Genomic DNA, 19,357 nt, shown 5'->3' on the forward strand with positions numbered 1-19,357 from the left:
ACAACTCCCGGGTAATGCGTAGGTTGAAAAAACAAAGTGGGCTCAGGCTTGCGGCACGATCAGCTTCAGGCCCTTGAAGTAGTCGCGGTAAAACGTGTCGTTCCAGGTGATCAGGCCATCGCACTGCAACAGTGCGTGGGCGCCGACCATGAATTCGTCCAGGCTGCGGCGGCTGCCGCTGCGCTGGCGGTGGCGACGGTGCATCTCGCCGGCACGCAGCGCCGACTTGGCTTCCATCGGATTGAAGTGCACGCCCATTTCTTCCAGCGCTTCCAGCACCTCGGCACCGCCACGCAGCGATGCGCAGACCTCGGCCAGGGTGGCGCCGCAGACCACCACGCGGCCACCGACCAGGCTCTGCCTGAGGATGGCTTCCACTGCATCGGCCTGCGGACCATTGCTGAGCAGCTCGACCAGCACCGGAGAGTCGACGGCGATCATCACGGCTTATTCCTCGTCACGCACCGCGCGTACCGCCGCGTCGGACGATTCGAAACCGTCCAGCGCGAACTTGCCGCGCGCCCGTGAAATGGCATCGTCAACACTCTTGCGCAGGATGATGCGGCTGCCGTCCAGTTCGACCTTCAGCAGCGTGCCCTTGGTCAGGCCGAGGGCATCACGCACCGCCTTGGGCAGGGTGATCTGTCCGCGTTCTGCAACAGTGGCTTCCATCGGTAGGCCCTCCAGAGTATGCACAAATTATACATACTTCCCCGGGCATACTTCCACCCTGAACAGGACCGGCACCCCGCCAGCCCTTGCCTCGCAAAGGATCGGCCACAAACGTGACATACGCCATACACCTTCCCCTGTAGTCTGGAACCGATGCCGCAGGCCGGAACCCGGCCCGGATGAATCCATTCAGTCTGGGGTTCATACTGGGACCACCGGGGCCGTCAGGCCCGCGGCGACCGCAAGCAGGTCCGCCCATGCGCGGGCCACTGCAAGCCATCCGCAAGAAGGAGTTACCCCGCATGAGCGATTCGTTCTCCACCCGCAGCCAGCTGAATGTCGGCGGCAAGACCTACGACTACTTCAGCCTGCCCACGCTGGGCCAGCGCTTCGATATCTCCCACCTGCCCTACTCGATGAAGATCCTGCTGGAGAACCTGCTCCGGCACGAGGACGGCGGCGTCACCGTCGGCAAGGACCACATCGAAGCCGTGGCCCGCTGGAACCCGGCCGCCGAGCCGGACACCGAGATCGCCTTCATGCCGGCGCGCGTGGTCCTGCAGGACTTCACCGGCGTGCCCTGCGTGGTCGACCTGGCCGCGATGCGCGACGCAGTGGTCAAGCTCGGCGGCTCGCCGGAGCAGATCAACCCGCAGATTCCCTCCGAACTGGTCATCGACCACTCGGTGCAGGTCGACGTGTTCGGCAAGCCGGACGCGCTGGACCTCAACGGCAAGATCGAGTTCCAGCGCAACCAGGAACGCTACGGCTTCCTGCGCTGGGGCCAGAAGGCCTTCGACAACTTCAAGGTGGTGCCGCCGAACACCGGCATCGTCCACCAGGTGAACCTGGAGAACCTGGCCCGCGTGGTGATGACGGCGGACAAGGACGGCAAGGCGGTTGCCTACCCCGACACCGTGTTCGGCACCGACAGCCACACCACCATGATCAACGGCATCGGCGTGCTCGGCTGGGGCGTGGGTGGCATCGAAGCGGAGGCGGCCATGCTTGGCCAGCCGTCGTCGATGCTGATCCCGCAGGTGGTCGGCTTCAAGCTGACCGGCAAGCTGCCCGAAGGCGCCACCGCCACCGACCTGGTGCTGACCGTCACCCAGATGCTGCGCAAGCTGGGCGTGGTCGGCAAGTTCGTCGAGTTCTACGGTGACGGCCTGCAGCACCTGCCGCTGGCCGACCGTGCCACCATCGGCAACATGGCGCCGGAATACGGCGCCACCTGCGGCATCTTCCCGATCGACGCCGAGTCGCTGAACTACCTGCGCCTGTCCGGCCGCAGCGAAGAGCAGATCGATCTGGTCGAAGCCTATGCCAAGGCGCAGGGCCTGTGGCACGAACCGGGCAGCCCGCATGCCCAGTACAGCACCACGCTGGAACTGGACATGGGCACGGTGAAGCCGTCGCTGGCCGGCCCGAAGCGCCCGCAGGACCGCGTGCTGCTGGAAGACGTGCAGAAGAACTACCGCGAAGCCCTGGTCGGCATGACCGCCAACCGTGACAAGCGCAGCGACGACGTCTCCTCGTTCGTCAATGAAGGCGGCGGCGCCGCGGTCGGCAACGAGCAGCTGGCCAAGGGCTACGCCGATATCGAAATCGAGAACCGCAAGGTGCGGCTGAAGGACGGTGCGGTGGTCATCGCCGCCATCACCTCGTGCACCAACACCTCCAACCCGGCGGTGATGATCGGCGCCGGCCTGCTGGCCCGCAATGCGGCCGCCAAGGGCCTGAACCGCCAGCCGTGGGTCAAGACCTCGCTCGGGCCGGGTTCGCGCGTGGTCACCGACTACCTGGAAAAGGCCGGTGTACTGAAGGAGCTGGAGAAGATCGGCTTCTTCGTGGTCGGCTACGGCTGCACCACCTGCATCGGCAACTCCGGCCCGCTGCCGACCGAAGTCAGCGCCGGCATCGCCACCGGCGACCTGGTCGTCACCTCGGTACTGTCCGGCAACCGCAACTTCGAGGGCCGCGTGCACCCCGAAGTGAAGATGAACTACCTGGCCAGCCCGCCGCTGGTGGTGGCCTATGCCATCGCCGGCACCACCGACATCGACCTGACCACCCAGCCGCTGGGTACCGGCAGCGATGGCCAGCCGGTGTTCCTGCGCGACATCTGGCCGAGCAACAAGGAAATCGGCGATGTCATCGCCGCCACCATCGGCCCGGAGATGTTCAAGCAGAACTACGCCGACGTGTTCAAGGGTGACACCCGCTGGAACACCATCGCCTCGCCGGACGGCAACCTGTACGAGTGGAGCGATGCCTCCACGTACATCAAGAACCCGCCGTACTTCGATGGCATGACCATGCAGACCGGCAGCATCGACGACGTGCACGGCGCACGCGTGATGGGCCTGTTCGGCGATTCGATCACCACCGACCACATCTCCCCGGCCGGCAACATCAAGAAGGACTCGCCGGCAGGCCGCTTCCTGCAGGAGCGCGGCGTGCAGCCGGCCGACTTCAACAGCTACGGCAGCCGCCGCGGCAACGATGACGTGATGGTCCGCGGCACCTTCGCCAACATCCGCATCAAGAACCTGATGTTCGGTGGCGAGGAAGGCGGCAACACCCTGTACTACCCGGCCGGCGGCGGCCAGCCGGAGAAGCTGGCGATCTACGATGCGGCCATGAAGTACAAGGCCGACAAGGTGCCGCTGGTGGTGCTGGCCGGCAAGGAGTACGGCACCGGCTCGTCGCGTGACTGGGCGGCCAAGGGCACCCTGCTGCTGGGGATGAAGGCGGTCATCGCAGAGAGCTTCGAGCGCATCCACCGCTCCAACCTGGTCGGCATGGGCGTGCTGCCGCTGCAGTTCCGCAACGGCGAGAACGCACAGAGCCTGGGCCTGGACGGTTCGGAAGTGATCGACATCACCGGCCTGCAGGACGGTGCCAGCAAGCGCGCCACGGTCACCGCGACCAAGGCCGACGGCACCAAGAAGACCTTCGAGGTCTCGGTGATGCTGCTGACCCCGAAGGAAGTCGAGTACTTCCGCCACGGCGGCCTGCTGCAGTACGTGCTGCGCCAGCTGGCCAGCAAGTAACGGCGCGGCTGCGCCCGATTGAGGAAAGGGCCGGATCCTTGCGGATCCGGCCCTTTGCGTTTGCGGTGCTCCCTTCGGCTGCTTCTGCGCCAACAGCAGCCGAGCATGGGCTCGGCTCTACAGAAGCGCTCAGCGGCGCGGTGCGTCCGGGTCGGTGCGCAGCGCCTTCAGCAGGCCCCACATGTAGAACGCCAGGGTGAAGGAGAACGGCAGGCCGCACAGCACCACCGCGGTCTGCATCGCACTGAAGTTGCCGGCCAGCAGCAGGCCGACGCTGGCCACGGTGATGCCAGCCGCCCAGAACACGCGCAGCCAGATCGGCGCGTCGTGGCCATCCTCCACGCCGTCGTCAACGCGACGGGTGCACAGGTTGGCGATCATCAGCGTGCCCGAATCGACCGGGGTCAGGAACAGCACGAAGCCGATCACCACCGCGGCACCGGCCACGTACGGCGCCGCGGGCAGGTACTCCAGCAGCTTGAACAGCGTCATCGCCGCATCATGCTGGGCCACGTCACCCAGGATCGCCTGGCCGTGATTGAGCACCAGATCGATAGCCGTGTTGCCGAAGATCGACAGCCACGCCAGGGTGAAGCCGAGCGGGATCAGCAGCACGCCCATGATCACTTCGCGGATGGTGCGGCCACGCGAGATGCGCGCCACGAAAAGCCCGACGAACGGCGCCCAGGCGATCCACCACGCCCAGTAGAACAGCGTCCACGAGCCCATCCACTCACGGCCCTTCGGGTCGTTGAGGTACATGTCGAAGCTCTTGCGCACGAACGCGCCGAGATAATCGCCGGTGTTCTGGATCAGGCCGTCGAACAGGTGCAGGGTCGGGCCGGTGACCAGCACGAACAGCAGCAGGCCGCACAGCAGGCGCACGTTGAGGTTGGAGAGCCAGGCAATGCCCTTCTCCACACCCGCCACCACGCCGATGGTAGCCACCACCATCATCACCAGCACGATTGCCACCAGCACCTGCGGCGTATCCGGAATGTTGAACAGGTAGACCAGGCCGGACTGCACCACCAGCGCGCCGATGCCGAGGTTGGTCACCATCGAGATCAGCGTGGCAAGGATGCCGAAGCCATCAACCATGTCGCCGATGCGGCCATGGATGCGCTCACCGAAGATCGGGTACAGCGCCGAGCGCAACGCCAGCGGCAGGTCGCGGCGGTAGGCGAAATAGCCCAGCGCCACGCCGACCAGCGCATACAGCGCCCAGCCGTGCAGGCCCCAGTGCAGGAAGGTCAGCACCATCGCCTCGCGGCCGGCGGCCACGGTTCCGCCGGGCTGCCCGGGCGGGTTGAGGAAATGGTCCAGCGGCTCGTAGGCGCCGTAGTACAGCAGCGCGATGCCGATGCCGGCCGAGAACAGCATCGACACCCAGGCCACGTAGCCGAACGCCGGTGATTCCTCGTTGTGGCCCAGGCGGATGCGGCCGTACGGCGAGAACGCCAGCCACAGCACGAAGCCCAGGCACAGCACGATCAGCAGCATGTACCACCAGCCGAACGCCGCCGAGACTTCGGCCTGCGCCCACTGCAGCCAGTGCTCGCTGCTTTCGGGATAGAGAACGGTAAGCAGCCCGAGGATGCCGATCGACACCGAGGAGCTGAAGAAGACAAAGCGGTTCAAGCGCAGGGGCGAACGCTTGGGATGAGCCAGGGAAGACATGGGGTCGTCTCATCAAGTCCGAGGGAGCACATGGGCGGGGCCGGACCGGTAAACCGGGCCCATGGCGTGGGGCGCGAGCGCATCCTAGGGTTTATTGATTGAACGTTCAATCAATAAAAAGCATAATGGCGGGCAGCCCGATCCTTCGGGTCGCAATCCGTGGAGAGACAATGCCGAAGAAAGGCGTGGAACCGGTACGGCGCGAACAGCTGATCCGGGCCACTTTCCAGACCATCGACGAGATCGGCATGGCCGATGCGACCGTCGCCACCATCGCGAAGAAGGCAGGGCTGTCCAGCGGCATCGTCGCCCACTACTTCGGCGACAAGGACGGCCTGCTTAATGCTGCAATGCGGCAGATCCTGCGCGAACTGAAGGACGCAGTGGCCCGCTACCGCGCCGGCGCCAGCGACGACCCGCGCGAGCAACTGCGCGCCATCGTCGACGGCAACTTCGACGACAGCCAGATCAACGGCACCGCGATGCGCGTCTGGCTCACCTTCTGGGCCGCGAGCATGCACCAGCCGGAACTGGCCCGGCTGCAGCGCGCCAACGACCAGCGCCTGTTCTCCAACCTGTGCCACCAGTTCAACCGCCTGCTGCCCCACCCGCAGGCCCGCCTGGCCGCCCGTGGCCTGGCCGCGATGATCGACGGCCTGTGGCTGCGCGGCAGCCTGGTCGGCGGCCAGTTCAACGCCGAGAAGTCCCGGCGCATCGCTTACGGCTACATCGACTTCCAGTTGCAGGCTGTCGCGCTATAAGCGCTTCAGCACCCGCCCCCTTCCAAGGAGTACGCCCCATGACCACCCTGCCCGTCCAACAGCTCTACATCCACGGCCAGCGCGTCGACGCCACCAGCGGCAAGACCTTCAAGACCGTCAACCCGGCCACCGGCGACGTGATCGCTGAAGTGCAGGTCGCCAGCCAGGCCGACGTCGAACGCGCCGTGCAGAGCGCGGCCGAAGGCCAGAAGGTGTGGGCCGCGATGACCGCCATGGAGCGTTCGCGCATCCTGCGCCGCGCGGTCGAAATCCTGCGCGAGCGCAACGACGAACTGGCGCACCTGGAAACCCTGGACACCGGCAAGGCGCTGGCCGAAACCACCACCGTGGACATCGTCACCGGTGCCGACGTGGTCGAGTACTACGCCGGCCTGGCCACCGCCATCGAAGGCATCCAGCTGCCGTTGCGTGAATCCAGCTTCTTCTACACCCGCCGCGAGCCGCTGGGCGTGGTCGCCGGCATCGGCGCCTGGAACTACCCGGTCCAGATCGCCATGTGGAAGTCGGCCCCGGCCCTGGCCGCCGGCAACGCGATGGTGTTCAAGCCGTCCGAAGTGACCCCGCTGACCGCGATCCGGCTGGCCGAGATCTACACCGAAGCCGGTGTGCCGGCCGGCGTGTTCAACGTCGTGCAGGGCCCGGGCCGCGAGATCGGCCAGTGGCTGACCGAGCACCCAGTGATCGAAAAGATCTCCTTCACCGGCGGCGTCGCCACCGGCAAGAAGGTCATGGCCAGCGCTGCCTCCTCGTCGCTGAAGGAAGTGACCATGGAGCTGGGCGGCAAGTCGCCGCTGGTGATCTGCGATGACGCCGACCTCGACCGCGCCGCCGACATCGCGGTGATGGCCAATTTCTTCAGCTCCGGCCAGGTCTGCACCAACGGCACCCGCGTGTTCGTGCCGCGCAGCATGCTGGCCGCGTTCGAAGCCGCCGTGGTCGAGCGCGTCAAGCGCATCCGCATCGGCGACCCGATGGCCGCCGAGACCAACTTCGGCCCGCTGACCAGCTTCCCGCACATGGAAAACGTGCTGCGCTACATCGAAAGCGGCAAGGCCGAAGGCGCTCGCCTGCTGACCGGCGGCGGCCGTGCCACCGAAGGCGCGCTGGCCAATGGCGCCTACGTGCTGCCGACCGTGTTCTCCGACTGCCGCGATGACATGACCATCGTCAAGGAAGAGATCTTCGGGCCGGTGATGAGCATCCTCGCCTACGACGACGAAGACGAAGTGGTACGTCGTGCCAACGACACCACCTTCGGCCTCGCCGCCGGTGTGGTCAGCAAGGACGTCAGCCGCGCCCATCGCATCATCCACCGCCTGGAAGCCGGCATCTGCTGGATCAACACCTGGGGCGAATCGCCGGCCGAAATGCCGGTTGGCGGCTACAAGGAATCCGGCGTCGGCCGTGAGAACGGCATCTCCACCCTCGGCCACTACACCCGCATCAAGTCGGTGCAGGTGGAACTGGGCGACTACGCCAGCGTGTTCTGATCGGCGCGCCGCGAGCGCGCACCTTCGTCCGGCCACCGCGCCGATCCGACATTCCGCCGGGACGCCTGCACGCAGCGCGCCCCGGCCTGCAGGAGACACCCATGAGCACCCATAACGAGTACGACTACATCATCATCGGCGCCGGTTCGGCCGGCAACGTGCTGGCCACCCGCCTCACCGAAGATGCCGATGTCAGCGTGCTGCTGCTGGAAGCCGGTGGCCCGGACTACCGGCTCGACTTCCGTACCCAGATGCCGGCGGCACTGGCCTTCCCGCTGCAGGGAAAGCGCTACAACTGGGCGTACAAGACCGATCCCGAGCCCTTCATGAACAACCGCCGCATGGACTGCGGCCGCGGCAAGGGCCTGGGCGGCTCGTCGCTGATCAACGGCATGTGCTACATCCGCGGCAACGCGATGGACTACGACAACTGGGCCAGCATGCCCGGCCTGGAAGACTGGACCTACCTGGACTGCCTGCCGTACTTCCGCAAGGCGGAAACCCGTGACATCGGCCCCAACGACTACCACGGTGGCGACGGCCCGCTGCGGGTGACCACGCCGAAGGCCGGCAACAACGAACTGTTCGCTGCGATGGTCGAAGCCGGCGTGCAGGCCGGCTACCCGCGCACCGACGACCTCAACGGCTACCAGCAGGAAGGCTTCGGCCCGATGGACCGTACGGTGACCCCGAAGGGCCGTCGTTCCAGCACCGCCCGTGGCTACCTGGACCTGGCCAAGCCGCGCCCGAACCTGACCATCGTCACCCACGCGCTGACCGACCGCATCCTGTTCTCGGGCAAGCGTGCGGTGGGCGTGCAGTGGCTGCACAACGACCAGCCGCAGCGTGCCACCGCGCGCCGCGAAGTGCTGCTGTGTGGCGGCGCCATCGCCTCGCCGCAGATCCTGCAGCGCTCGGGCGTCGGCCCGGCCGACCTGCTGCGCAGCCTCGACATCGACCTGGTGCACCACCTGCCGGGCGTCGGCGCCAACCTGCAGGACCACCTGGAGATGTACCTGCAGTACGAGTGCAAGAAGCCGGTGTCGCTGGCGCCGGCACTGAAGCTGTACAACCAGCCGGCGATCGGTGCCGAGTGGCTGTTCCTGGGCACCGGCATCGGCGCCAGCAACCAGTTCGAAGCCGGTGGCTTCATCCGCAGCGACGCCGAGTTCGACTGGCCGAACCTGCAGTACCACTTCCTGCCGGTGGCGATCAATTACAACGGCTCCAACCCGATCAAGGCGCACAGCTTCCAGATGCACGTCGGCTCGATGCGCTCGCCCAGCCGCGGCCGCATCCACGTGCGTTCGAAGGACCCGCGCGAACATCCGAGCATCCTGTTCAACTACATGTCGCACGACCAGGACTGGCGCGAGTTCCGTGCGGCGATCCGGATCACCCGCGAGATCTTCGCGCAGCCGGCCCTGGCCCCGTACAGCGGCCGCGAAATCTCGCCGGGCAGCGCGCTGCAGACCGATGCGCAGATCGATGCGTTCGTGCGCGAGCACGCTGAGACCGCCTACCACCCGTCGTGCTCGAACAAGATGGGCCATGCCGATGACCCGATGGCCGTGGTCGACGGCCAGGGCCGCGTGCACGGGCTGGAAGGCCTGCGCATCGTCGATGCCTCGATCATGCCGCAGGTGGTGACCGGCAACCTCAACGCGCCGACCATCATGATGGCCGAGAAGCTGGCCGACGTGATCCGCGGCCGCACCCCGCTGGCCCGCAGCACCGCGCCGTACTACAAGGCCAACGGCGCACCGGTACGCAAGCAGGGCTGACGCAAGCGGCCCGCCTGGGGCCACGGTAGTGCCGGCCGCTGGCCGGCGTCCACCGGAATCCCGATCGAGCGCAGATGCCGGCCAGCGGCCGGCGCTACCACGCAAAGAGGCCCCTCGGGGCCTCTTCGCGTTTTCCCTACGGCGGGGTATGCTGCAATGACCGGCCATTGTCGATACGCTCAGGGCCGGAACCTAATACATCACGATTCCTGGAGGGGGAATATGAGTCTGGATCGTCCCTGGCTGCAGAGCTATCCGAAAGGCGTTCCCGCCGAGATCGACGTCAACGAGTTCCATTCGGTAGCTTCGGTCTTCGACGCTTCCGTCGCGAAATTCCGCGACCGTCCCGCCTACTCCAGCTTCGGCAAGGTACTCACCTATGGTGAGACCGATGCGCTGGTCAACCAGTTCGCGGCCTACCTGCTGGGTGAGCTCAAGCTCAAGAAGGGTGACCGCGTCGCCCTGATGATGCCCAACTGCCTGCAGTATCCGGTGGCCACCTTCGGCGTGCTGCGCGCCGGCTTGACCGTGGTCAACGTCAACCCGCTGTACACCGCCCGCGAGCTCAAGCATCAGCTGGTCGATGCCGGCGTGACCGCGCTGGTGGTGGTCGACAACTTCGGCGACACCGTCGAACAGGTCATCGCCGATACGCCGGTCAAGCATGTGATCACCACCGGCCTGGGCGACCTGCTCGGTACCAAGGGCGTGATCGTCAACTTCGTGCTGAAGTACATCAAGAAGATGGTGCCCAACTACCATCTGAAGGGTGCCGTCCGCTTCAGGCAGGCGCTCAAGCTGGGCAGCCGGCACACGCTCCCGAAGGTCGAGATCGACCACGACGACATCGCCTTCCTGCAGTACACCGGTGGCACCACCGGCGTGGCCAAGGGCGCGATGCTGACCAACCGCAACCTGATCGCCAACATGCAGCAGGCCTCGGCCTGGATCAGTGCGTCCGGCATCGAGATGGGCAAGGAGTGGATCATCACCGCCCTGCCGCTGTACCACATCTTCGCGCTGACGGCGAACGGCCTGGTCTTCATGAAGTTCGGTGGCTGCAACCACCTGATCACCAACCCGCGCGACATGAAGGGCTTCGTCAAGGAGCTCAGGTCGGTGCCCTTCACCGCCATCACCGGTGTCAACACGCTGTTCAACGGCCTGCTCAACACCCCCGGCTTCGACACGGTCGACTTCTCGTCGCTGAAGGTCACCCTGGGCGGCGGCATGGCGGTGCAGCGTGCCGTGGCCGAGCGCTGGAAGAAGGTCACCGGCGTGACCCTGGTCGAGGCCTATGGCCTCACCGAGACCTCGCCGGCGGCCTGCATCAACCCGCTCACCCTGACCGAGTACAACGGCTCGATCGGCCTGCCGATCCCGTCCACCGATGCCTGCATCAAGGACGACAACGGCAACATCCTGCCGCTGGGTGAAGTGGGCGAGCTGTGCATCAAGGGCCCGCAGGTGATGAAGGGCTACTGGCAGCGTCCGGAGGAAACCGACAAGGCCATCGACGCCGACGGCTGGCTGCACACCGGCGACATGGCAAAGATGGATGCGCAGGGCTTCTTCTACATCGTCGACCGCAAGAAGGACATGATTCTGGTGTCCGGCTTCAACGTCTATCCGAACGAAGTCGAAGACGTCATCGCGATGATGCCGGGCGTGCTGGAAGTGGCCGCGGTCGGCGTGCCGGACGAGAAGTCCGGTGAAGTGGTGAAGGTCGTGATCGTGAAGAAGGACCCGAACCTGACCGCCGAGATGGTCAAGGAACATGCCCGGGCGAACCTGACCGGTTACAAGCACCCCAGAATCGTAGAATTCCGAAAAGAGCTGCCGAAGACCAACGTCGGCAAAATCCTCCGTCGCGAACTGCGCGATACGCCCGCCCAGTAAGGGTTCACGGCAGATTGAAGGGTATCGGGCCCGGGACGGAAACGTCCCGGGCCCTTTCGCATACGCCGCCGCAGAGGCGGTGTAGCATCGCCGCGTGTGTGGACCGTTCGGCCCGCCGGCCACCCACTTCATTCTGCGGGCCGCATGCCGAGGACCCCTACATGAGCACCATTGAAAAGCTGCCTTCCAGCGGCTCGCGTTTTACCACCATCCGTACCGAAGACAGCGCCGACGGCGCTGCCCACTGGCTGTTCATGCACGCCGATGCCAGCACCGGCGTGCGGCCGTGCTGCCGCAAGGACATGCTCGATGAGATGTGGAGCTACATGGCCGCCATCACCCAAGGCCCCGCCGAGCGTCACAGCGGGAAGCTGAGGCATTTCGTACTGGCGTCCGATGCCGTCGCCTACAACCTCGGCGGTGACCTGGACCTGTTCACCCGCCTCATCCGCGAAGGCAACCGTGACTTGTTGCTGACCTACGCCCAGCGCTGTGTGGAGGGTGTACACCATCTGCATACCGGGTTCGGCGGCGATGTCCGCTCGATCGCCCTGATCCAGGGCGACGCCCTCGGCGGTGGCCTGGAAATGGCACTGGCCTGCCATACCATCGTTGCCGAGGAAGGCAGTGGTCTCGGCCTGCCGGAAGTGCTGTTCGGCCTGTTCCCGGGCATGGGCGCCTATTCGTTCCTGTGCCGCCGGGTGTCACCGCATCTGGCCGAGAAGATCATCCTCGACGGCCGGGTCTACAGCGCCGAGGAAATGCACGCAATGGGCGTGGTGGACGTGCTGGTGAAGAAGGGTGAAGGCCGTGCCGCCGTCGAAGATCTGATCCGCCAGCAGCAGCGGATTCCGCAGTCCTACCTGGCGATGAACGCCGCGCGTGGCATCGCCCAGGCCGTCAGCTACGACGAACTGCTGGAGATCACCAAGGTGTGGGTCGATTCCGCCCTCGCCCTCGGCGACCGCTCGCTGCGCACCATGGATCGCCTGATCAAGGCCCAGACCCGTCGCGCCGGCCTCGACGCGGCCTGATTCACCCCCTCCCCCCAGAAGGGTTCAAGCCCGGTTGGCCACCGGGCTTTTTTTATCGGTCCAACGCCATGGCTCAGCGCGCCTCGCCGTCATCAGCGGCACCACGGCTCCGGCGTTCGGCCCGTGCATCCAACGCACGTCGGCCTTCCTTGATCGCGTCCTGCAGGATGGTCAGGCGCGTACGCCATTCAGCCTTGAGCTGCCAGTCGGCCATCCGCATCAGCTCGCCGGCGCGGCTTGACGCCCGCATCAGGCCCAGGTTGCTGGCCACGCCCTTGATGGCATGGGATTGTTCACGGAACACTTCCCACTGCGCAGCTTCGCCGGCCTGCTCGGCCTTGCCCATGCAGGTCGCGGCATCCTCCAGGCACTGGCGGATGAATTCACGCTCGAACCCCTCCCCCATGCCCAGCGAGGCCAGCTCGTCCAGCACGCTGCTGTCGAGCACGCCATCCTGCAGCGGCGTCGTCGCCCGTACCACCGGCGCAGCCATGGTCTTCAGCTGGGCGTTGCTGGCGATCTCGGCCAGCGTGTCGAGCAGCCGCACCGCCACTACCGGCTTGGCCAGGAATGCATGCGCACCGGCCTGGGTACAGCGCTGGATCGCCTCCGGCGTGACGTCGGCACTGAGTACCAGCACCGGTGTGCGCGGGCCACCGCCGGCCTGCATCACCCGCAGTTCCTTGAGCATGTCCAGCCCGCTCATGCCCGGCATGTGCAGATCGACGATGACCGCGTCGAATTCACTGTCGGCCAACGCATCCAGCACCGCTTCGCCGCCGTCCACGCACAGCACGCGGTGGCCGGCCTTCTGCAGCAGGCGCTGCAGGACCATGCGATTGGCCTCGTGGTCGTCGGCCACCAGGATCTGCATGCTGCGCACGCGCGCCCGGTGACGCAGGAACGGATCGGCAAAGGCGATCACGTTGCCACCCTGCCCCACCTCCTCATCTCCGGACAGGCTCGGCACCGCCCCCGGCACCATCGGCTGCGGCGGCGCGAACGGCAGCTCGACCCAGAAATGGCTTCCGCGGGGCGGGTTCTCCAGGTAGCCGATGTCGCCGTCCATCGCTTCGACCAGGCCCTTGGCGATGGTCGTCCCCAGACCGGTGCCTTCGTGGCGGCGCGCCATGCTGACGTCGGCCTGCTCGAACGCATCGAACAACCGCGTACGCATGGCCGGCGCCACGCCGATGCCGGTATCGAGGATGTCGAAGCGCAGGCGCACCGCGCCGCTGGTGTCGGCGTGTACCACGCCGACACGGATCTCCACCCGGCCATGGTCGGTGAACTTGACTGCGTTGCCAGCCAGGTTCAGCAGGATCTGCCGCAGGTGGCCGACATCGCCGCGCAACCGTGGCGGCACGCCGTCGGCGATCTTCACCCGGTAGTCCAGCCGCTTTGCCTTGGCCTGCGGCAGCAGGATCAGCCCGATCGCCTGGATCACGTCGGCCAACGCGAAATCCTCAGCCACCACGCGCAGTTTGCCCGCCTCGATGGCAGAGATGTCCAGCACCTCCTCCACCAGGGCCAGCAGGCTGCGCGATGATGCCTGGATGGTGTTGAGGCACTCGCGCTGCTCGTCATCCAGGCGCGTGGTCGCCAACACTTCGGTCATGCCATTGAGGCCATTCAATGGCGTGCGGAACTCGTGGCTCATGTTGGCGAGAAAGCGGCTCTTGGCCTCGCTGGCACGGCGCGCTTCGGCCATCGCCTCGGTCAACTGCCGCAGCAGTGTCGAGAAGTACAGAGGCACTGCCGCCAACCCGAGCCAGAGACCGATGGCCAGGCGGAAGTTCTGCTCCCAGTACGGGGTCAGCAGCACGGTACAGCCGAAGCTGACCATTGCCATCGCCACCGCCACATACAGGTAGTGATTGCCGAAACGCATGCCGTTGCCGACCGTCACCCACATCACCACGATGTAGACCCAGGCCAGTGGCTCGCCCATCTGCACCATGCCGGCGGCGATCAGGCCGTAGTCGGCCAGCATGCCCAGCACGCGGCGCGGATCGGAGCGTTCCGGTCGCCACAGCAGCCAGCCGAACAGCAGCAGTGACAGGCTCAGGCCTGTCAGCACGATCGCCAGCACGCCCGCGTACTGCTCATGCGGCAGGTCGTGGCGCGGTGCCGGCAGCAGCACATAGGCAAGGATCAGGCTGATCAGGACAATGCGGACGATCTGCTGGCCGTGTTCACTGTCCTGGCGTTGGGCCAGGCGCAGCCTCAGCTGCGACCACAGGCGTTTCACGCGCCCAGCCCCGGGCGCGCGGAGGCCATCGAATGCTCGGTGCAGATCTGGTCCAGCTGTTCGCGGCCACGCAGCAGCGCGTCCACGCAACGTGGGTCGAACAGTCGGCCACGCTGGGCATACAGATAGGCCAGGGTGGCTTCCATGGTCCATGCTTCCTTGTACGGACGCGGGGAAATCAGGGCATCGAAGACATCGGCAACGGCCACGATGCGCGCTTCCAGCGGAATCGCGTCCCCGACCAGCCCATCGGGATAGCCGCTGCCGTCGTAACGCTCATGATGGCGCAGTGCGATCAAGGCACCGACCTGGATGAAACGATTCTGGCTGCCACTGAGCAGCTCATGGCCGATCCGCGGGTGCCGGCGCATGATCGCCAGCTCTTCCTCATTGAGCTTGCCCTGCTTGAGCAGCACCGCATCGGGAATGGCGATCTTGCCCATGTCGTGCAACGGGGCAGCCATCTCGATCAGCCTGACATCATCCTCGGGCAGGCCGAGCTGCTCGGCGATCAATCCTGCAACGCGCGCCATGCGCTCCAGATAAGCGCTGGTACCGGCATCGCGGAACTCGATCGCCCGGGCCAATCGCGACAGAGTCTCGCGTTCCCGTTCCTCGACCTCGTGCATGCTGGCCAGCAGTCGCTGCTCCAGCGACAACGCCCGCTGCTTCACGTTCTCGGTCTGCTGGCGCAGCTGCAGCAGGTTGTAGCAGCGCGCACGCAGCTCACGCGGGCGGATCGGCTTGACCAGGAAATCGATGACACCCGCTTCCAGCGCGGCCTGCCGGATCGGCTCATCACCGACCACGGTGATCAGGATCACCGGAATGTCGCGATGCTTGGGCAGGCGGCGGAAACGGCGCGCAAACTCGAGCCCGTCCATCTCCGGCATGCGGTAATCGAGCAGCAGCAGGTCGACCGGATGCGCCTCGCACCAGGCCAAGGCAGTCAGCGGATCACCGAAGTCATACACGCTCAGTTCGGGCGCGATGTCCTCGATGACGTGGCGCAGCATCGTCCGGGCGGACGTCTGGTCGTCAACAATCACGATGTTCAAGGCGTACTCTGCCTGGTTTCTCGACCATGCTGGATCATCAGCAGGCGAGGATACTCTGCCGCTGCGAACGCTCGCACCCTGCATCGGCCTGGCTCCCGTGTCATACGTCCCGGTTCATGATCGTCGTCGCATTGTGAAGCGGACTCTCCACGATGCATCATCCCCCTGCCGCCGATCAAGCCACAACAGGCGTCAAGGTAGTGCATTAACGATACGCCGAGTGCGGGAGGCGTCAATCGCGCCGTCTCATTTCGAGACGGCGCGCACAATCAGGAGTCAGGAAAGCGACTTACTGCTCCGGACGCATGTACGGGAACAGCAGCACATCGCGGATCGAGCTGCTGCCGGTCAGCAGCATCACCAGGCGATCGACGCCGATACCGAGGCCGCCGGTCGGGGCCATGCCGTACTCCAGCGCACGGATGTAGTCGGCGTCGTAGTGCATCGCCTCGTCGTCGCCGCCCTCCTTCGCTGCTACCTGCGCCTGGAAACGCTGGGCCTGGTCTTCCGGATCGTTCAACTCGGAGAAACCATTGGCCAGCTCCTTGCCGTTGACGAACAGCTCGAAGCGGTCGGTATAGCCCGGATCATTGTCGTTGGCGCGGGCCAGCGGCGAGACCTCCACCGGATGGTCGGTGATGAAGGTCGGCTGGATCAGGGTGTGTTCGACGGTGGCTTCGAAGATCTCCAGCAGCAGCTTGCCCCAGCCGTAAGACGGCTTGACGCGGATCTTCAGGCGCTCGCAATGGCGCAGCAGCGCGTCGCGGTCGGTGCAGTCGGCAGCAGAGATTTCCGGGTTGTGGTGGCGCACCGCCTCGTCCATGCGCCAGCGGCGGAACGCCGGACCCAGGTCGATCTTCGCGCCGTCCCACTCGACTTCGGTGCCACCGTTGACGGACCTGGCCACGTCGCGGATCACGCCTTCGGTCAGGTCCATGATCTCGTTGTACGTGGCATAGGCCTCGTACAGCTCCATCATGGTGAATTCCGGATTGTGGCGGGTGCTGACGCCTTCGTTGCGGAAGTTGCGGTTGATCTCGTACACGCGTTCCAGGCCGCCCACGGTCAGGCGCTTGAGGTACAGCTCCGGCGCCACGCGCAGGTACAGGTCCAGGTCCAGCGCATTGTGGTGGGTGGTGAACGGCTTGGCCGCCGCGCCGCCGGGGATGTAATGCATCATCGGCGTCTCGACTTCCAGGAAGTCGCGGTTGTCCAGCCACGCGCGCATGGCGCGGATGATCTTCGAGCGCTTGATGAACACCGCGCGTGACTCCGGGGTCACGATCAGGTCCACATAACGCTGGCGGTAGCGCTGCTCGACGTCGGCCAGGCCGTGCCACTTGTCCGGCAGCGGGCGCAGCGACTTGGTCAGCAGGCGGATCGATTCGGCCTTGACCGACAGCTCGCCGGTCTTGGTACGGGTCAGGCCGCCTTCGACGGCGATGATGTCGCCCACGTCCCAGCCCTTGAAGGCGGTGTAGGCGTCACCCAGCACCGCGCCCTGCAGGAACAGCTGGATGCGGCCGGACTCGTCCTGGATCTGCGCGAAGCTGGCCTTGCCCATGATGCGCTTGGCCATCAGGCGGCCGGCCATCTTCACCTGGCGGCCAGCGCCTTCCAGGGCTTCGGCGGTCCACTGCTCCGCGTCGGCGAACTCTTCCTGCAGGCGGCCGGCGAAGTCCTCGCGACGGAAGTCGTTCGGGTACGCGATGCCCTGCCCACGCAGCGCTTTGAGTTTCTCACGGCGCTCGGCGATCAACTTGTTTTCGTCGACGGGGGGGGTATCGGTAGCTTCGCTCATGGATCTGCGGGAATCGTGTAGTGAGGGGGGATGTTGCGCCCGGCACAGCCGGTTGCCCAGCATACCAAAACCGCCCTGCCCCGGCCCCGGCCCGCCGCCCGGTAGCCGCCAACCCTGGTTGGCGCTCTGCGTGTCGACCAAGGTCGGCACCTACCGGGCGGATCGGCCGGCCCTGCCCCGGCCTTACCTGTTCCCGGGGAACGCCTGGCGCAGCTCGTCCACCAGCACCCGCTCGTTCTCCGAGTAGTCGATCGGCACCGACACCAGGTGCACCCCACCCTCGTTGAAGGCCGCTTCCAGAGTCGGAATGAACTGCTCGATGGCGGTCACCTCGTGGCCCTTGCAGCCATAGGCCTCGGCGTACTTCACGAAATCGGGGTTGCTGAAGGTCATGCCGTAGTCGGTAAAGCCATCCACCGCCTGCTTCCAGCGGATCATGCCGTAGGCGCCATCGTTGAGGATCAGCACCACCAGGTTCAGGCCCAGCCGCCGCGCGGTCTCCAGCTCCTGGCTGTTCATCATGAAGCCGCCGTCGCCGCACACTGCCAGCACCCGCCGCTGCGGGTACAGGATCGAGGCCATGATCGCCGACGGCAGGCCCGCTCCCATCGTCGCCAGCGCGTTGTCCAGCAATAGCGTATTCGCCACCTGGGTGCGGTAGTTGCGCGCAAACCAGATCTTGTACATGCCGTTGTCCAGCGCCACGATGCCGTCCGGCGGCATCACCTGGCGCACGTCGTGCACCAGCCGCTGCGGGGTGAACCCGGCCTCTTCGGCACGATCGGCGAGGTGCTCGAGAATCGTCGTACGCAGCGGCAGCAGCGCACCGGCATTGGGCACCGCACCTTCGATGCGGTCGGCCAGCTGGGTCAGCGAACGGCCGATATCGCCGATCACCTCCACCTGCGGGAAGTACACCTGTTCCACCGCCGCCTGCGAATAGCCGATATGGATCACGGTCGGCCCACCCGGGCGCATCACGAACGGCGGCTTCTCGGTGACCTCGTGGCCGATCGTCACGATCACGTCGGCCTGGTCGATCGCCATGTGCACGTAGTCGCGCTCGGTCAGCGCCGCAGTGCCCATGTACAGGCCCGAGCCACCGGCCACCGCGCCCTTGCCCATCTGCGTGGTGAAGAACGGAATGCCGGCACGCAACACGAACGCCGACAGCGCTTCGCTGGACTGCGGCCGCGACGCCGCCGAAGCAATCATCAGCAGCGGACGCTTGGCATTGCGGATGATCTCCGCCGCGCGATCCAACGCCTCCGGGCTGGCAATCGGACGATCCACCGCGTGCGGCGGAATCAGCGCGACGCTCTCGACCTCATCGGCAGCGATATCCTCCGGCAGCTCCAGCAACACCGGGCCCGGGCGCTCTTCCTGGGCGACACGGAACGCCTCGCGGACGATGGTCGGGATGGTGCGCGCCGACACGATCTGCCGCGCCTGCTTGGTCAGCGGCTTCATCGTGCTGACGATGTCAACGATCTGGAAGCGCGCCTGCTTGCTGGCGACGATTCCCTTCTGGCCAGTGATCATGATCACCGGCCACGCACCGAGAAGCGCGTAGGCGGCACCGGTGGTGAAGTTGAGCGCGCCCGGGCCGAGCGTGGCCAGGCACACGCCCGGCTTGCCGGTCAGCCGGCCATAGGTGGCCGCCATGAACACCGCCGCCTGCTCGTGGCGGGTGATGACCAGCTCGATGCTGGAATGGCGGAGCGATTCAACCACGTCGAGGTTCTCCTCGCCGGGGATGCCGAAAATACGTTCGACGCCTTCGTTCTCAAGCGCGGCGACGAGCAGGTCTGAACCCTTGGACATTGGAATGCCGTCCTTTTCGCTGGACT

Annotated in this window: 13 protein-coding genes; 6 read left to right on the forward strand and 7 right to left on the reverse strand. The window is 65.9% G+C overall.

Features of this window, described 5'->3' with window-relative positions:
• Positions 1–42: 42 nt before the first annotated feature.
• Both VPH47_RS11125 and VPH47_RS11130 read right to left on the reverse strand, forming a co-directional pair.
• Complete coding sequence (locus VPH47_RS11125) at positions 43–441, reverse strand: type II toxin-antitoxin system VapC family toxin (protein WP_008267153.1); 399 nt, start codon at positions 439–441, stop codon at positions 43–45.
• 6 nt (positions 442–447) lie between these two features.
• The gene (locus VPH47_RS11130) at positions 448–672 is read right to left on the reverse strand and encodes an AbrB/MazE/SpoVT family DNA-binding domain-containing protein (protein ID WP_005409505.1); all 225 of its coding nucleotides are present in this window, start codon (positions 670–672) and stop codon (positions 448–450) included.
• A gap of 302 nt (positions 673–974) precedes the next feature.
• Here VPH47_RS11130 and acnA point away from each other — a divergent pair, with 302 nt between their 5' ends.
• A complete protein-coding gene (gene acnA / locus VPH47_RS11135) occupies positions 975–3,728 on the forward strand; it encodes an aconitate hydratase AcnA (protein ID WP_368850801.1) in 2,754 nt (917 codons plus the stop codon).
• 129 nt (positions 3,729–3,857) lie between these two features.
• Here acnA and VPH47_RS11140 read toward each other — a convergent pair whose 3' ends face one another.
• A complete protein-coding gene (locus tag VPH47_RS11140) occupies positions 3,858–5,408 on the reverse strand; it encodes a BCCT family transporter (protein ID WP_110712192.1) in 1,551 nt (516 codons plus the stop codon).
• Between the two features lie 170 nt (positions 5,409–5,578).
• Here VPH47_RS11140 and betI point away from each other — a divergent pair, with 170 nt between their 5' ends.
• The 5 genes from betI (at position 5,579) to VPH47_RS11165 (ending at position 12,397) form a co-directional block, all read left to right on the forward strand.
• On the forward strand, positions 5,579–6,169 hold the full coding sequence (gene betI, locus VPH47_RS11145) for a transcriptional regulator BetI (RefSeq protein ID WP_099562138.1): 591 nt from the start codon (positions 5,579–5,581) through the stop codon (positions 6,167–6,169).
• 38 nt (positions 6,170–6,207) lie between these two features.
• Positions 6,208–7,680: a betaine-aldehyde dehydrogenase gene (gene betB, locus VPH47_RS11150; protein WP_110712190.1), complete on the forward strand. Its 1,473-nt coding sequence runs from the start codon at positions 6,208–6,210 to the stop codon at positions 7,678–7,680.
• Between the two features lie 101 nt (positions 7,681–7,781).
• Positions 7,782–9,464 carry a choline dehydrogenase gene (gene betA, locus VPH47_RS11155; RefSeq protein ID WP_049429885.1) on the forward strand — a complete coding sequence of 561 codons (1,683 nt, stop codon included), beginning with the start codon at positions 7,782–7,784 and terminating at the stop codon, positions 9,462–9,464.
• 222 nt (positions 9,465–9,686) lie between these two features.
• Entirely contained in the window at positions 9,687–11,363 is a 1,677-nt protein-coding gene (locus VPH47_RS11160) for a long-chain fatty acid--CoA ligase (RefSeq protein ID WP_180860712.1), read from the forward strand.
• A gap of 161 nt (positions 11,364–11,524) precedes the next feature.
• Positions 11,525–12,397: a crotonase/enoyl-CoA hydratase family protein gene (locus VPH47_RS11165; protein WP_110712188.1), complete on the forward strand. Its 873-nt coding sequence runs from the start codon at positions 11,525–11,527 to the stop codon at positions 12,395–12,397.
• 73 nt (positions 12,398–12,470) lie between these two features.
• Here VPH47_RS11165 and VPH47_RS11170 read toward each other — a convergent pair whose 3' ends face one another.
• The 4 genes from VPH47_RS11170 to VPH47_RS11185 all read right to left on the reverse strand — a co-directional run bounded on the left by VPH47_RS11170 (position 12,471) and on the right by VPH47_RS11185 (position 19,331).
• Entirely contained in the window at positions 12,471–14,648 is a 2,178-nt protein-coding gene (locus tag VPH47_RS11170; RefSeq protein WP_368850802.1) for a response regulator, read from the reverse strand.
• Positions 14,645–15,790, reverse strand: coding sequence for a two-component system response regulator (locus VPH47_RS11175; protein ID WP_110712186.1), 1,146 nt, complete (start codon positions 15,788–15,790; stop codon positions 14,645–14,647). The genes VPH47_RS11170 and VPH47_RS11175 overlap by 4 nt, the downstream gene beginning before the upstream one ends.
• Positions 15,791–15,995: 205 nt before the next feature.
• Positions 15,996–17,507, reverse strand: coding sequence for a lysine--tRNA ligase (lysS, locus tag VPH47_RS11180; RefSeq protein ID WP_110712185.1), 1,512 nt, complete (start codon positions 17,505–17,507; stop codon positions 15,996–15,998).
• 183 nt (positions 17,508–17,690) lie between these two features.
• Positions 17,691–19,331 carry an acetolactate synthase large subunit gene (locus tag VPH47_RS11185; protein ID WP_368850803.1) on the reverse strand — a complete coding sequence of 547 codons (1,641 nt, stop codon included), beginning with the start codon at positions 19,329–19,331 and terminating at the stop codon, positions 17,691–17,693.
• Positions 19,332–19,357 lie beyond the last annotated feature (26 nt).

Source organism: Stenotrophomonas sp. WED208 (assembly GCF_040984485.1).
Classification (GTDB): Bacteria; Pseudomonadota; Gammaproteobacteria; order Xanthomonadales; family Xanthomonadaceae; genus Stenotrophomonas; species Stenotrophomonas riyadhensis.

Excerpts from the sequence above, each read along its gene's own strand:
- VPH47_RS11140 (WP_110712192.1), bottom strand. The coding sequence starts at position 5,408 with ATGTCTTCCCTGGCTCATCCCAAGCGTTCGCCCCTGCGCTTGAACCGC.
- betB (WP_110712190.1), top strand. The coding sequence starts at position 6,208 with ATGACCACCCTGCCCGTCCAACAGCTCTACATCCACGGCCAGCGCGTC.
- VPH47_RS11165 (WP_110712188.1), top strand. The coding sequence starts at position 11,525 with ATGAGCACCATTGAAAAGCTGCCTTCCAGCGGCTCGCGTTTTACCACC.
- betI (WP_099562138.1), top strand. The coding sequence starts at position 5,579 with ATGCCGAAGAAAGGCGTGGAACCGGTACGGCGCGAACAGCTGATCCGG.
- acnA (WP_368850801.1), top strand. The coding sequence starts at position 975 with ATGAGCGATTCGTTCTCCACCCGCAGCCAGCTGAATGTCGGCGGCAAG.
- VPH47_RS11160 (WP_180860712.1), top strand. The coding sequence starts at position 9,687 with ATGAGTCTGGATCGTCCCTGGCTGCAGAGCTATCCGAAAGGCGTTCCC.
- VPH47_RS11175 (WP_110712186.1), bottom strand. The coding sequence starts at position 15,790 with ATGCAGGGTGCGAGCGTTCGCAGCGGCAGAGTATCCTCGCCTGCTGAT.
- VPH47_RS11125 (WP_008267153.1), bottom strand. The coding sequence starts at position 441 with ATGATCGCCGTCGACTCTCCGGTGCTGGTCGAGCTGCTCAGCAATGGT.
- lysS (WP_110712185.1), bottom strand. The coding sequence starts at position 17,507 with ATGAGCGAAGCTACCGATACCCCCCCCGTCGACGAAAACAAGTTGATC.
- betA (WP_049429885.1), top strand. The coding sequence starts at position 7,782 with ATGAGCACCCATAACGAGTACGACTACATCATCATCGGCGCCGGTTCG.
- VPH47_RS11185 (WP_368850803.1), bottom strand. The coding sequence starts at position 19,331 with ATGTCCAAGGGTTCAGACCTGCTCGTCGCCGCGCTTGAGAACGAAGGC.
- VPH47_RS11130 (WP_005409505.1), bottom strand. The coding sequence starts at position 672 with ATGGAAGCCACTGTTGCAGAACGCGGACAGATCACCCTGCCCAAGGCG.